The 13790-nt window shown below is 55.2% G+C and carries 13 protein-coding genes; 4 read left to right on the top strand and 9 right to left on the bottom strand.

Annotated features, from left to right (window positions below):
• Positions 1 to 287: hypothetical protein (locus FAP39_RS17695; protein WP_212743433.1), on the top strand; the 287-nt coding region annotated here is incomplete at its 5' end.
• 10 nt (positions 288 to 297) lie between these two features.
• On the opposite strand, the gene dxs is transcribed toward FAP39_RS17695, so the two are convergent.
• From dxs to FAP39_RS15020, 6 genes are read right to left on the bottom strand one after another with little or no spacing between them, the layout of a single operon-like run.
• Positions 298 to 2226, bottom strand: a complete 1929-nt coding sequence (gene dxs / locus FAP39_RS15045) for a 1-deoxy-D-xylulose-5-phosphate synthase (RefSeq protein WP_138017207.1) — start codon at positions 2224 to 2226, stop codon at positions 298 to 300.
• Between the two features lie 18 nt (positions 2227 to 2244).
• Entirely contained in the window at positions 2245 to 3114 is an 870-nt protein-coding gene (locus FAP39_RS15040) for a polyprenyl synthetase family protein (RefSeq protein ID WP_342777196.1), read from the bottom strand.
• Positions 3115 to 3357, bottom strand: a complete 243-nt coding sequence (locus FAP39_RS15035; protein WP_138017206.1) for an exodeoxyribonuclease VII small subunit — start codon at positions 3355 to 3357, stop codon at positions 3115 to 3117.
• Complete coding sequence (locus tag FAP39_RS15030) at positions 3350 to 4288, bottom strand: histone deacetylase family protein (protein WP_138017205.1); 939 nt, start codon at positions 4286 to 4288, stop codon at positions 3350 to 3352. The genes FAP39_RS15035 and FAP39_RS15030 overlap by 8 nt, the downstream gene beginning before the upstream one ends.
• A 10-nt stretch (positions 4289 to 4298) precedes the next feature.
• Complete coding sequence (locus tag FAP39_RS15025; protein ID WP_138017204.1) at positions 4299 to 5000, bottom strand: response regulator; 702 nt, start codon at positions 4998 to 5000, stop codon at positions 4299 to 4301.
• Positions 4997 to 5494, bottom strand: a complete 498-nt coding sequence (locus FAP39_RS15020; RefSeq protein ID WP_138017203.1) for a MarR family winged helix-turn-helix transcriptional regulator — start codon at positions 5492 to 5494, stop codon at positions 4997 to 4999. Before FAP39_RS15020 ends, FAP39_RS15025 begins: the two co-directional genes overlap by 4 nt.
• Positions 5495 to 5661: 167 nt before the next feature.
• Between FAP39_RS15020 and FAP39_RS15015 the strand changes: the two genes are divergently transcribed.
• Both FAP39_RS15015 and FAP39_RS15010 read left to right on the top strand, forming a co-directional pair.
• Entirely contained in the window at positions 5662 to 6531 is an 870-nt protein-coding gene (locus tag FAP39_RS15015) for a branched-chain amino acid aminotransferase (protein WP_138017202.1), read from the top strand.
• A gap of 229 nt (positions 6532 to 6760) precedes the next feature.
• Complete coding sequence (locus FAP39_RS15010; protein WP_138017201.1) at positions 6761 to 8326, top strand: alkaline phosphatase D family protein; 1566 nt, start codon at positions 6761 to 6763, stop codon at positions 8324 to 8326.
• A gap of 38 nt (positions 8327 to 8364) precedes the next feature.
• Here FAP39_RS15010 and FAP39_RS15005 read toward each other — a convergent pair whose 3' ends face one another.
• A complete protein-coding gene (locus tag FAP39_RS15005) occupies positions 8365 to 9285 on the bottom strand; it encodes a DMT family transporter (protein WP_138017200.1) in 921 nt (306 codons plus the stop codon).
• A gap of 126 nt (positions 9286 to 9411) precedes the next feature.
• On the opposite strand from FAP39_RS15005, the gene FAP39_RS15000 reads away from it, so the two are divergent.
• Positions 9412 to 10917: a malonate--CoA ligase gene (locus FAP39_RS15000; protein WP_138017199.1), complete on the top strand. Its 1506-nt coding sequence runs from the start codon at positions 9412 to 9414 to the stop codon at positions 10915 to 10917.
• A gap of 1 nt (position 10918) precedes the next feature.
• On the opposite strand, the gene FAP39_RS14995 is transcribed toward FAP39_RS15000, so the two are convergent.
• Positions 10919 to 11707 carry a carnitinyl-CoA dehydratase gene (locus FAP39_RS14995; RefSeq protein WP_138017198.1) on the bottom strand — a complete coding sequence of 263 codons (789 nt, stop codon included), beginning with the start codon at positions 11705 to 11707 and terminating at the stop codon, positions 10919 to 10921.
• Positions 11704 to 13728 (bottom strand): acetate--CoA ligase family protein, encoded by a 2025-nt coding sequence (locus tag FAP39_RS14990; protein ID WP_138017197.1) that lies wholly within the window; start codon positions 13726 to 13728, stop codon positions 11704 to 11706. Before FAP39_RS14990 ends, FAP39_RS14995 begins: the two co-directional genes overlap by 4 nt.
• Between the last annotated feature and the right edge of the window lie 62 nt (positions 13729 to 13790).

Below are 13790 nucleotides of genomic sequence, written 5' to 3'. Positions count from 1 at the left end.
TACAAGAAATGTCACTTTTTCTTCAAAAATCACATTTTCCTAATAAAATCACAAACTTAACCAACCCCCATTTCAAAAACATACACCCAAACGCAACTTTATTACCAAACAACATTCCGCAATTCACTTACCCACAGACTTACCCACAACACACAATCCAATCCCCACGCAAACAACAGGAATCAATACCCAAAATCAGAAGAAATATGAGACGGAATAAGAATCCACAGAATCAAAAAGGCCGCATTGAGCATTCCTCATTGCGGCCAGTCAGGTCTTTTGGATGAAATACGAGGCTTACGCAGATTTGCTGCCGATTTGCGCAACACCGAGGGTCGCAAGGACTTTGCTTTCGATCTGCTCGGCATTCATTGCGGCGACATCATACATGTCTTTGGGATTCGCCTGATCGATAAAGATATCGGGCAACACCATGGAGCGGTACTTTAGGCCAGTATCAAAGACCGCACTCTCTGCCAGAAGCTGGGCGACATGACTCCCGAAGCCACCAACCGCACCCTCTTCTATTGTAATGAGCGCCTCGTGGTTTGCCGCAAGTTCCAGAATCATGTCGGCATCCAGCGGCTTGGCAAAGCGCGCATCAGCAATCGTTGGCGTAATCCCTTTGGTCGCCAAAGACTCAGCTGCCTTTTTGACCTCTTCCAGACGTGTGCCGAATGAAAGCAGGGCCACGCGCGCGCCTTTCTGGATCATGCGCCCCTTGCCGATCTCAAGAGGTGTCCCTTGTTCAGGGAGATCCACCCCCACGCCTTCGCCACGGGGATACCGAAACGCGATTGGTCCATCGTTATGCGCCGCGGCCGTCGCAACCATATGCACCAGTTCAGCTTCATCAGCAGCGGCCATGACCACCATGCCGGGCAGGTTGGCCAAAAATGCGACGTCAAAGCTTCCGGCATGAGTGGCGCCATCGGCCCCCACGAGACCAGCCCGATCAATCGCAAAGCGCACGGGCAACCGCTGGATCGCCACATCATGGACAATCTGATCATACCCGCGCTGCAGGAAGGTAGAGTACATTGTGCAGAAGGGCTTCATACCGCCTGCAGCCAAGGCCGCCGAGAACGTGACGCCATGCTGTTCCGCTATCGCCACATCAAAGCACCGACTTGGATAGCGCTCAGCGAACAGGTTCAACCCGGTTCCATCAGGCATCGCAGCGGTAATGGCACAAATTTTGTCGTCTCGGGCGGCCTCATTCACCAAGGCGTTGCCAAACACCGATGTGTACGATGGTGCATTTGACGGCGTCTTGTGCTGCTTACCTGTCAGCACGTCAAACTTGGCAGTGGCATGACCTTTGTCACGGGCGCGCTCGGCTGGCGCATAGCCCTTACCCTTTTTGGTAAGGATATGCAGCATCACAGGGCCAGTCGCCCGCTGATGGATCGTGCGCAACACCGGCAACAATTGATCCATATCGTGACCATCAATTGGCCCGACATAGGAAAAACCCAATTCCTCAAAAAGCGTGCCGCCAACAGCCATGCCCTTGATCATCTCCTTGGCACGCTTCGCGCCTTCGCGGAACGGTTCCGGCAAAAGAGACACCGCACCTTTGGCGGCGGATTTAAATTCTTGAAACGGGTCGCCAGCATAAAGGCGCGACAGATACGCCGACATCGCACCAACAGGTGGTGCAATCGACATTTCATTGTCGTTCAACACCACAAAAAGCCGCTTGTTCAGGTGACCCGCATTGTTCATGGCCTCGTACGCCATGCCTGCACTGATGGATCCATCCCCAATGACGGCAATCGCATCGCCTAGGCCGCCATCACATTGCCCGCCAAGATCGCGCGCAACAGCAAAGCCGAGCGCAGCAGAAATTGAGGTGGAACTGTGCGCTGCACCAAAGGGGTCAAACACCGACTCGCTGCGCTTGGTAAAACCGGACAAGCCATCCTTAGTGCGCAGGGTCCGAATACGGTCGCGCCGACCAGTCAGAATCTTGTGCGGATAACATTGGTGACCCACATCCCAGATAATCTTGTCTCTTGGAGTGTCAAAGATCGCATGCAGGGCCACCGTCAATTCGACAACACCAAGGCCTGCACCCAGATGCCCGCCCGTTTCCGAAACTGCGGACACCGTTTCCGAGCGCAATTCATGCGCGACCTGCACCAATTCAGCATCCGAGAACTGTTTCAGATCCGCCGGAGTATGCACCCGATCCAATAGCGGGGTTTCAGGTCTGGCTGACATCGGCAAGGCCTTTCTGACTTAGCTGTTTCGGGCAATAACGAAACGTGCGGCTTCTCGCAAGGACTCGGCCTCGCTTCCATAGGGGGCCAAGGCGTCACAGGCGTCATCCACCAGAGCGCGTGCGCGAGACTTCGCGCCCTCTAATCCCAACAAAGAAACAAAGGTCGCTTTGCCAGCCTGAACATCTTTGCCGACCGCTTTACCTACGGTGGCCACGTCCCCTTCTATGTCGAGGATATCATCGGCGATTTGAAAGGCCAGCCCGAGATCTTGCGCGTATCTGTATAGCGGCGCTGTATCAGCGCGCGCCATCACAGCGCCCGCTGTCGCAGACCACGCGATCAAGGCACCTGTTTTGCCAGCCTGTAATCTTGTGATCTCTTCAAGCGTCAACGGGGCCTCTGCGGTTTCAGCGGCAATATCAAGCGCCTGCCCAAGCACCATGCCGCGCGCGCCCGCAGCCCGCGCGAGGGTCAGCGTCAATTCCGCGCGAACAAGCGGATCATCGTGACAGGCTTCGCAAGACACGCATTCAAAGCCAAGCGTCTGCAACGCATCCCCCGCCAGAACGGCCGTACACTCGTCCCATTTTACGTGTGTGGTGGGCAATCCGCGGCGCAAATCATCATCATCCATACATGGCAGATCATCATGCACCAAAGAATAGGCGTGCATCGCCTCGATCGCAGCAGCAGGCCAGATTGCGTTCTGTGGGGCGACATCATGCAACCGTGCACTTTCCAATACCAGAAATGCACGCAAACGCTTGCCGCCAGCACTGGCATACCTCATGGCCTGCACAACGGGCAAATCTCCCATTGGGGCCATGACGGTATCCAAATGGGCTTGCACGCGTGCAGCAGTGTCCTTCAGTCGCGCGTGAAACACTTACATACCTTCGACGGGGGTCAGACCCGAAGGTGCGCCGTCCCGATCCAGAGCAATCGCCGCGACTTTTTCTTCGGCTTCCTTCAACTTGTCCTCGCAGCGTTTTTTAAGATCGGCACCGCGCCCGTACAAAGTGATTGATTCCTCAAGCGCCACATCACCACGCTCTAGCTGACCAACAACCTTTTCAAGCTCGGCCATCGCCTGCTCAAAGCTCAACTCGCTTACCGGCGTGTCACTCATGGCTCATCTCCATTAATACGCTGACATGCGCGGCTGTCGCAGCCGCCAATGCCGTCAAATCATAACCGCCCTCAAGAGTAGAGACAACGCGCCCATTGCAATGTTTCTTAGCAAGAGCGCAAATGTTCCGAGTCAGCCAAGCAAAGTCTTCAGTGGACCAATTCAGTTGCGCAAGAGGATCGGCCATATGGGCATCAAACCCGGCCGAGATCAGAATCAGTTCGGGTTTGTACCGATCAACAACGGGAAACACCTGTGCCTCATAGGTGGCGCGCATCAACCGCCCGTCGCTATGGGGCGGCAAAGGCAAATTGTGCACATTATTATGTCCGCCGGTTTCATCGGGTAGCCCTGTTCCCGGCCAAAGCGGGTTTTGATGACTCGACACAAACAGAGCGCGCGGCTCGTTGAAGAGCAATGCTTGCGTACCATTCCCGTGATGTACGTCAAAATCCAGAATCGCGACGCGCTTCAACCCGTGACGCTCCATCGCGTGCTTGGCCGCTATTGCGACATTTCCAAACAGGCAAAACCCCATCGGCGTCATTTGCTCGGCATGATGACCGGGCGGGCGGCACGCGACAAAGGCATTCTGCACCTCTCCCGACATCACGGCATCCACAGCAGCAATATTGCCACCGACGGCTCGACGCGCTGCCTTTAGGGATCCGACAGATAGATGCGTGTCTGCATCCAGTGCACGGTGGCTGGATTTTGGCTCAGATGACCTAATAAAATCCAGATGCTCTTGCGGGTGACACAGCTTGATATCGGCATCTTCGCACAACGGGGCCAAGCGTCGGTCCAATCTATCGAACACAGTCGCCCCAAGCGCGCCGTGAATCGCTTCAAGACGGGCAACCTGCTCGGGGTGGCCTTCAGGCGTGACATGCTGCAAGCAATCGGGGTGTGAAAAAAGTGCGGTTGTCATCTTTGTGACCCTAGTCAGGCGCAAGCATATAGCCAGCGCCGCGAACCGTCTGCAAATATCTCGGCTGCTTTGAGTCTTCCTCGAGCTTGCGGCGCAAACGCGTAATCTGAACATCCACTGCACGCTCTTGAGCCTGACCGCGATCCCGCCCCAGATCTTCGACCAGCTTGGTACGGCTCACCGCTTCTCCAGGTGTGGCGGCAAAAATCTTTAGCAGTTGGCTTTCAGTGGCCGTGAGCCGGATCATGTCCTCGCCTTGCCATAGCTCTCCGCGATCAATGTCATATCGAACGGCCCCAAGCTTAAGAACCTTGGGGGCTGTATCTGGTTCATCTGCCTCGGGCATACGTCGCAAAATGGCGTTGATCCGCAGCAACAACTCTTTGGGCTCAAAGGGCTTGGCCAAATAGTCATCAGCGCCCGCTTCAAGACCCAAAATGCGGTCATCAGTATCGCCACGCGCCGTAAGCAGCATGATCGGCGTCATGGATGTTTCGCGAATGGCGCGCGTCAGGCTCATTCCGTCTTCGCCGGGCATCATCACATCCAGCACGATCAAATCGAAATCCAGCCCCGATAGAATGCGCCGCGCATGCGCAGCATCCCGTGCCGAGGTGACAAGAAACCCGTTTCTCATCAGAAATTTCTTAAGCAATTCACGGATGCGTTCGTCGTCATCCACGATCAACAGGTGCGGCGCGACATCATTCATTGGCTTGCGTCCCTCAGGCTTGCGTATTGTCGACGCATTTCACCATCCATCATTGCGTCCAACACCTTGCGAAATCCAAGCACAGCTTCAGGGCCCGCATCACGATACGCTGCGCGCATACGGGTGCGCTGCGCCTCGGACAATCTGTTTTCCAAAGCTTCCCCAGCTTCTGTTAAGAAGAGGTTGCGCTCTCGGCGATCAGACGTGCCCACGCGACTTTCAACCAAATCGTCTTCGATCAACGTCCGCAGAACACGGTTCAGAGATTGCTTGGTAACACCCAGAATGGCCAACAGGTTCGAAACAGTGGTTCCAGGGGCACGCTTGATAAAGTGGATCGCACGGTGGTGCGCACGCCCATAGGCCATCCCCGCGAGAATGCGGTCCGGATCTGCAGTGAACCCGCGATAGGCAAAATACATAGCCTCAATTCCCTGCCGGAGCTGTTCATCCGTGAGAAACAAAAGGCTTTCACCGCTATGAGATTCAGGCATAGGCTCACCGTTTATTGCGTTTTGGTATAATTCGCGTCACAATACGTCAGCTTTATTGACACTCCAAGAGTGAACTGATAGCGAATCGCAGATTTTACGCAACTTTATGCCCGAAACGGGCGCAATTTGCGCAACAAACGAAATTTCTACACGCTGGAGAGTAGACAATGGCAGGTTCTTACGATGACCGCGACGGCCAAATCTGGATGGACGGCAAGCTCGTCGATTGGCGAGATGCAAACGTTCATATCCTCACCCACGCGATGCACTATGCAAGCTCGGTGTTCGAAGGGGAGCGGTGCTATGAAGGCAAAATCTTCAAGTCCCGCGAGCACTCCGAGCGCCTGCTTAAGTCCGGCGCCCTGATTGACATGCCGATCCCATATTCCGTGGATGAAATTGAAGCCGCAAAGGAAGACGTTCTGAAGGCAAATGGCCTGAAGGATGCCTATGTGCGGGTTGTTGCATGGCGCGGGTCAGGCGAAGATATGGGCGTTGCTTCCTCGAAAAACCCCGTGCGCATGGCAGTCGCATGTTGGGAGTGGGGCGCATATTATGGCGACGCCAAGATGAAAGGCGCCAAGCTTGATATCGCGGCGTGGAAGCGACCAAGCCCTGAAACCATCCCGACCGCAGCCAAAGCGGCGGGGCTCTATATGATCTGTACAATTTCCAAACATGCCGCAGAAGCCAAAGGGTGTTCTGACGCATTGTTTATGGATTATCGCGGATATGTCGCCGAAGCCACCGGCGCAAATGTGTTCTTCGTAAAAGATGGTGAAGTTCACACGCCCATTCCAGATGCGATTCTGAACGGTATCACCCGCCAAACCATCATCCAGATGCTCAAGGAAAAAGGTGTTACGGTTCACGAGCGCCACATCATGCCGGAAGAGATGGAAGGCTTTGAACAATGCTGGCTGACCGGCACGGCAGCCGAAGTCACACCAGTGGGCCAGATCGGCGACTATACCTTTGAGGTCGGCGCGCTGACCCGAGACGTCGCAGAAAGCTATGAGCGTCTGGTCCGCGCGTAAAAACAAGACAAAGCGCGCGCATGTCAATTGCGCGCGCTGAACTCCTGCCGACAAAGCCGGACAATGCCCAATTGCCACCGCTTTCAGGCAAGTCCGAAGTCGCGATCAAGTCGCCGTCATCCAACCATCGCGAAAACTTTAGAATTCCAACGCGACCCTGTTACGCTGATCCAATGAAATGGGGGCTGTACTCACACTAGCCATTTTTGGAAACCGCAAGGAATTCTGCATGACACAGTTTGTCAAACCTAGCCGTCGCGCCATCTTAGCCGGAGGCGCAGCTTTCGCCGCCAGTCTGGCCATGCCGTCGATCAGCCGCGCATCTTCACGCCCCGTGTTCACTCATGGAGTGCAGTCGGGTGACGTCGACACCACATCCGGCATGATTTGGACGCGCACCGATCGCCCGTCAAAAGTCTTTATGGATGTCTCGACAACCGAGAGCTTTTCGAATGCACGCGCGCTGCCTCCTATGAATGCCCTGCCCAACAGCGATCTTGCTATCAAGCGGCTTCTGAATGACCTTCCAGCAGATCAGGACATTTTTTATCGCTTTGTCGCGGCGGACCTGAATGACGTGAATGCCGTCTCTGATCCGATCATCGGCCAATTCCGCACTGCCCCAACAGAACGCCGCGATGTGCGTTTTGCTTGGTCCGGCGACACGGCAGGTCAAGGATGGGGGATCGACGACGAAGGCATGCGCACATATGCCACCATGGCTCAACATCGTCCCGATTTCTTTATCCACTCAGGCGATTCAATCTATGCCGATGGCGCGATGAAAGACGAAGTGGTCAAGGATGGTAAAGTCATCTGGAAGAACACCACGTTGATTGATGAGAAACGCAAGGTCGCGGAATCACTCGACGAGTTCCGGGGCCAGTGGAAATACAACCTGATGGACGAACATGTGCAGGCGATGAACGCTTTGTGCCCAACGTTCTTTCAATGGGATGACCACGAGGTGGTAAACAACTGGTCCCCTGCCAAGGATTTGACCGGTGACGACCGGTATTCTGAGAAATCAGTACACCTGTTGGCGGCGCGCTCGGGTCAGGCATTCCACGAGATGACACCCATCCGCTATACCCCTGCGGAGCCGGGACGCGTATATCGCAAGATCGCCTATGGTCCCATGCTGGACGTGTTCTTTCTGGACTTGCGGTCTTACCGTTCGGGAAACAACGACGGCATGCAAACCGAGGCCTCGAAAGAAACCATTTTGATGGGTGCGGAACAGATCGCCTGGCTCAAACGTGAACTGGCAGCCTCCAAGGCCACATGGAAGGTCATCGCTTGCGATATGCCCGTGGGTTTGGTCGTGTGGGATCAATGGAAATCCCAATCCGGCGTCGAAGCAATCTCGAACGGAGACGACGGCGCAGCAAAAGGCCGTGAGCTTGAGCTGGCTGATGTCCTCAAGTTCATCAAAACAGAAGGTATCAAAAACACCGTCTGGTTTACCGCCGATGTGCACTATACCGCTGCACACTATTACAACCCGGACAAGGCCGCATTCCAAGACTTTGACCCGTTCTGGGAATTTGTGTCTGGCCCTCTTCATGCCGGTACGTTTGGGCCAAATGGGCTGGATATGACCTTTGGACCAGAGGTCAAATACGTCAAGGCACCTGAGGGTGGTACGTTCAACTTGCCACCCAGCGAAGGGCTTCAGTTCTTTGGGTTGGTCGACATTGATGGCAACACACAACAAATGAAGGTGCGCCTGATGGATCGCGCCGATGTGGAGCTGTGGTCAACCACGTTGGACCCTGACCTCACTGGGCTCTAGGAAACAGCAAACACTTGGGCGGGCCAATTTGGGCCGCCCTACCCTTGGGGCGTCAATGTCTGGCGCGCGCCGCGTGCCAACCCCAGTTGCCGTTCGCGCCAGATAATCAATATCCCTGCCAACACGATCAGACTGGTTCCGCACAGCATGACGAGCGTCGGGACCTCGCCAAACACCGTGTATCCGATCACAATCGCAAAAATGATCGACGCATAATCAAACGGGGCCACCACAGACGCCGGTGCAAAACGATAAGCCGTCGTCAAGAATATCTGTGCCACACCGCCCACAATGCCCGCCGTCACCAACAAGGCCGCCTCTTGCCACGTGGGAATAACCCACCCCAACGGCAGCGTCAGCAAGGACAACAACGTAGCCGTCAACGAAAAATAGAACACAATTGCGGATGTTTGGTCTGTTTGAACAAGCTTGCGAATATGAATTTGCGCGAGCGCCCGGAACACCGCCGACCCGAGGACAAACATCACACCAAGCGTAGCCATCGAGTACGGGTCAGCGCCGTCAAAGATCGTCAGCCGAGGGTACAAGACAATCATAACCCCAACCATACCCAGTCCCACAGCGGACATCCGAAACAAGCGCACCTGCTCGCCCAGAAACATCGCCGCAAAGACAACCGTCAACAACGGCGCGACATAGCCAATCGCGGTGACCTCGGGCAGCGGCAAAAGCCCCAATCCCGCAAACCCAAGCGCCATCGCCGCAGTGCCCACAAAGCCACGCCAAAAATGCCCCATGGGATTTTGAACCTGTAGACCTGTGCGCAAATCACCTCTCTGCGCCAACCAAAGCAAAATCACTGGCATCGCAAAGAACGACCTGAAAAACACGGCTTGGCCGGCTGGCACATGAGACGCAGCCGCCTTGATGCAGCTTGCCATAATTGCAAACAGGAAAACTGACATTAGCTTGAGAGCTATGCCGCGAAAGGGGGTCATCGGTGGCTCGCCTAAATATGAACCCTGACCCTGCGATCTCTGCGGCGGAATGACAAGCCAACAGACCTTGATCTTTGGCCGCCGCAAAGGGCAAAACACCATCAGCACAGACAAAGGACCGGACCGATGTATGACCAAAACTATTTGATGACCCGCCTGCATGCAGCGTCAATCGGTCAGGAAACCCGCAACTTTGCACGCATTCCCAAACGGGCCAGCATGACATTTGGCGAACTATTTGCCGGAGCAGAAAGATATGCGTCTGCTTTGGTCAGCGCAGGCGTCACCCCCGGAGATCGTGTAGCTGCCCAAGTGGAAAAAACCATCGAGGCTATCCAACTGTATCTGGGCACGGTCATGGCGGGTGGCGTATTTCTGCCGCTGAACACGGCGTATACCATCAACGAGGTTTCGTATTTCTTGGGCGATGCGACACCGCGCGTTGTCGTCTGTGACCCTGCCCGCGCAGAGTCGATTACTACGGTCGCAGGCGATGCAAAGATCATGACCCTGGATGCGACAGGTCGCGGAAGCTTGCCTGATTCCGCCCTCGGACGCGGGGCGTTTTCCCCGGTGGCACGTGGTAAAGATGATCTTGCCGCAATCCTTTATACATCGGGCACGACCGGCCGCTCTAAGGGGGCGATGCTTAGCCACGGAAATCTTGCCTCTAACTCCGAAATGCTCAAGGATTACTGGCAGTTCACCAAATCTGACATCCTGATACACGCCCTTCCGATTTTCCATACGCATGGCCTGTTTGTCGCGACGAATGTGGCGTTGCTCGCTGGGGCATCCGTCGAATTTCTGGCAAAGTTCGACATCGATCAGATTCTTGACGCTATGCCACGCGCCACAGCATTGATGGGTGTCCCGACGTTTTACACCCGCCTGCTGGATGACCCACGACTCACCAAAGAACGTGCCGCAAATATGCGCCTGTTCATTTCCGGATCAGCCCCCCTGTTGGTAGATACCAACGAGACATGGCAGGCCCGCACAGGCCACCGCATTCTTGAACGCTATGGCATGACCGAGACAAATATGAGCACCTCTAATCCATACGACGGCGAAAGACGTGCGGGCACTGTTGGCTTTCCTCTGCCGGGTGTTGAAGCGCGGATTATGCAAGACGATGGAACCCAAGTCGGCACCGGAGACATCGGTGTCCTTGAGGTGCGCGGGGCAAATGTCTTTCAGGGATATTGGCAGATGCCAGAGAAAACAGCCGAGGAATTGCGCGATGACGGCTGGTTCATCACCGGAGATTTGGCAACACAGGATTCGGATGGGTATGTGACTATCGTCGGTCGGTCCAAAGATCTCATTATTACCGGGGGCTTTAATGTCTATCCCAAAGAGATCGAGGGCCTGATTGACGACCTTTCCGGTGTGCTCGAAAGTGCGGTCATCGGCGTGCCGCACCCCGATTTCGGCGAGGCCGTCGTGGCCGTCGTTGTTCCAACCGATCCTAATCTTGCCTCCGAGACGGTGTTGAGCGCTCTCAACGACCATCTCGCCAAATTCAAACAGCCCAAGCAGGTCGTCTTTCTGCCAGAGCTGCCGCGAAACACGATGGGCAAAGTCCAGAAAAAGGCCCTGCGCGAAGACTACGCAGAGCTATTTTCCTAGGTCACTTTCCCTGCCAAACAGGATCGCGTTTTTCCGCAAACGCGCGCGCGCCTTCCATCTGGTCTTCGCTTGAGTACAGCACATCAACACTGCGCAACTGGCGCTGCGTGATGTGGTTCATCGCATCTTGGAACTTCTGATCTTCGGCATCGCGGACGACTTCTTTGATGGCCGCATACACCAGTGGTGGGCCGCTTGCCAAAAGGCGTGCCATGTCCCATGCGCGATCCATCAATTGCTCTGAAGGCAGGATTTCGTTGACCAGCCCCCATTTATGGGCTTCGTCGACATCGAACCAGCGCCCCGTCAGCAATAACTCCATCGCAATATGGTACGGAATACGCTTGGGTAACTTGATGCTTGCAGCATCTGCAACCGTGCCTGATCGAATTTCTGGCAACGCAAAACTCGCGTGATCCGCGGCCAAAATGATATCCGCAGACAGCGCCAACTCAAGGCCACCACCGCAGGCAATCCCATTCACCGCCGCAATGACGGGTTTATTCATATCCCGAAGCTCTTGCAGGCCACCAAACCCGCCAACGCCATAATTCCCATCAACGGCATCGCCATCCGCAGCCGCCTTAAGGTCCCAACCCGGGCAAAAGAACTTGTCCCCTCCCCCGGTGAGAATCGCGACCCGAAGATCAGGGTCATCGCGAAACGTTTGAAACACCTCCCCCATGATGCGGCTTGTGGCCAAATCAATTGCGTTGGCTTTCGGACGGTCCAATATGATCTCTAGAATGGCGCCATCACGGCGCGTTTTGATCGGGTTTACATCACTCATGACATGGCCTTTCTGATCAGCGCATCGGCGACAACCGCGCGGCTGGGAGTGCAAATTAACGGGTTGATTTCAGCTTCTTCAAGCAAGAGCGCATTGGCAAGGACATAGTCCTCAAGGGCGTGAATTGCGCCAAGGATCGCATCCATATGTGCCGCCGGTTGGCCGCGATAGCCATTCAGCAATTTTGCCACTTTTAGCCTTGATAGAGCCTGCTTTAGGGTCTCATCATTCGTCGGGATCAACACCGACACCCGATCTGAAACAAGTTCAGTCAAAATACCACCTGCCGCTATCGTCAATACAAATCCATGCGCCGGATCACGTGTGACCCCCACCAATAGTTCAGCCACACCATCAGAAACCATTTCTTCAATCAGAAAACTGTTGGTCGGCATAGACCGCGCAGCCGCTTCGACTTCGCTTGGGTCAAGGCCCACACGCACAGCGCCCATTTCGGTCTTGTGGGCGATGCCTTGCCCCTTCAACACCAAGGGCGCGCCGATCTGTTCGGCAGCCTTCAAAAGTTCTTGATCACTGTGAACCCCAAGACTTTGCGGCACGTCCATTCCAAACTGGGCAAACTCGGCTTTCGCTTGGGCTTCGGTCAGAATTTCGCTCTCGCATGCGACAGACCTTGCCAGCAACACCGGCTGTGCTTGCGCCACGCGCCTGCAAGACGCCGCTTCGATTGCCTCAACGGCCTCTCGCAACCCATACAACGGGATGACCCCACCCTCCTGAAGTCGCGCAGCGACATCCGGTGGCATGAGTTCAGGCAACGATGCGACCACAGCCACGACCTGGCCGGTCTGTTGATGGACGTTCACCGCAGCAGCCGTGGCACATTCCCAATCCTCGGCATCCGTAGGAGGATAGTCGACAATGGTCATAGTGATCCCAATTGAGGGATCGGTCATAGCCGCCCATGCCTTGGTCATGGCGTCTTTGTCACGCCAAATATAGGTGTGGTAATCAAGTGGGTTTGCCAGAGCAACCATCGGGCCCAACGCATTCGAGAGATTGGATGTCTGCACAGAATTAAGCGGCGGAAACACCACATCACGCCCGTGTGCCGTATCTGCGACCAAGCTTGCCTCACCGCCGGAACAACTTATCGATGCCACACGGTTACTCGCAAGCGGCCCGGCCATATGAAAAATTTTCAACGTCTCAAGAAACACTGGCAAGTCCCAGACACGCACGATTCCCAATCGATCTAACAAGGCTTGCGCACCTGCATCGCTTCCGGCCAAGGATGCCGTGTGAGATACCGTGGCCGTTTGCGCCTGCTCCGATAGCCCAACCTTGAGCGCCACAATGGGGATCGAACGCGCCTGCGCCTTTTGCGCCAAACGCTCCCATGCACGTAAATCCGAAAACCCTTCGATATGCAGGCCAATTGCGGTGACCCGTTCATCCTCCAAAAGAGCCGCGGCGATCTCGGCCTGAGAGCTTTGCGCCATATTCCCACAGGTCGCCACATACGCGATTGGCAAACCACGCTGCTGGTTGGTCAGGTTAATGGCAATATTCGATGACTGTGTAAGGATCGCTACGCCACGATCCACATGGGAGCATCCGTGTTGATCCGGCCACAAGGCCGCCCCATCCACCGCATTGATCACCCCGTAACAATTCGGACCCAATATCGGCATGTCACCGGCGGCTTGCACAAGCTGGGCCTGCAAATCATCACTCGCGGAATCTTCTGCAGACGCCTCGGAAAATCCCGACGCAAAGCACACAGCACCGCCAGCTCCCATATCTTGCAGGACCTTGACCGTTTCGACCGTCGCAAACCGATTGATGCCAATGAAGCTCGCATCAGGGGCCTTGGGTAGGTCTTCTAGTCGCGCAAAGGCCGCGTGCCCTGCGACCTCTTTGGATTTGGGATGCACAGGCCAAATTTCGCCTTGAAAGTCGAACTTTTCCAATTGGCGAATAACTTGAACACACCATGCACCACCCCCAATCACCGCAACGGATTTTGGGTGAAACAGTCTCGAAAAATCACGTTTCATTTTTGACCCCGCTCACAGTCGGGAATGTGCACACGGCACATCTCCCGACACCTGCCAATTTT

The sequence above is a fragment of the Shimia litoralis genome (genome assembly GCF_005518135.1).
GTDB lineage: Bacteria > Pseudomonadota > Alphaproteobacteria > Rhodobacterales > Rhodobacteraceae > Shimia_E > Shimia_E litoralis.
This window is presented reverse-complemented; position numbering and strand designations above follow the sequence as displayed.

Coding starts and splice junctions, on each gene's coding strand:
- dxs (WP_138017207.1), bottom strand. CDS start 2,226: ATGTCAGCCAGACCTGAAACCCCGCTATTGGATCGGGTGCATACTCCG.
- FAP39_RS15035 (WP_138017206.1), bottom strand. CDS start 3,357: ATGAGTGACACGCCGGTAAGCGAGTTGAGCTTTGAGCAGGCGATGGCC.
- FAP39_RS15030 (WP_138017205.1), bottom strand. CDS start 4,288: ATGACAACCGCACTTTTTTCACACCCCGATTGCTTGCAGCATGTCACG.
- FAP39_RS15025 (WP_138017204.1), bottom strand. CDS start 5,000: ATGAATGATGTCGCGCCGCACCTGTTGATCGTGGATGACGACGAACGC.
- FAP39_RS15020 (WP_138017203.1), bottom strand. CDS start 5,494: ATGCCTGAATCTCATAGCGGTGAAAGCCTTTTGTTTCTCACGGATGAA.
- FAP39_RS15015 (WP_138017202.1), top strand. CDS start 5,662: ATGGCAGGTTCTTACGATGACCGCGACGGCCAAATCTGGATGGACGGC.
- FAP39_RS15010 (WP_138017201.1), top strand. CDS start 6,761: ATGACACAGTTTGTCAAACCTAGCCGTCGCGCCATCTTAGCCGGAGGC.
- FAP39_RS15005 (WP_138017200.1), bottom strand. CDS start 9,285: ATGACCCCCTTTCGCGGCATAGCTCTCAAGCTAATGTCAGTTTTCCTG.
- FAP39_RS15000 (WP_138017199.1), top strand. CDS start 9,412: ATGTATGACCAAAACTATTTGATGACCCGCCTGCATGCAGCGTCAATC.
- FAP39_RS14995 (WP_138017198.1), bottom strand. CDS start 11,707: ATGAGTGATGTAAACCCGATCAAAACGCGCCGTGATGGCGCCATTCTA.
- FAP39_RS14990 (WP_138017197.1), bottom strand. CDS start 13,728: ATGAAACGTGATTTTTCGAGACTGTTTCACCCAAAATCCGTTGCGGTG.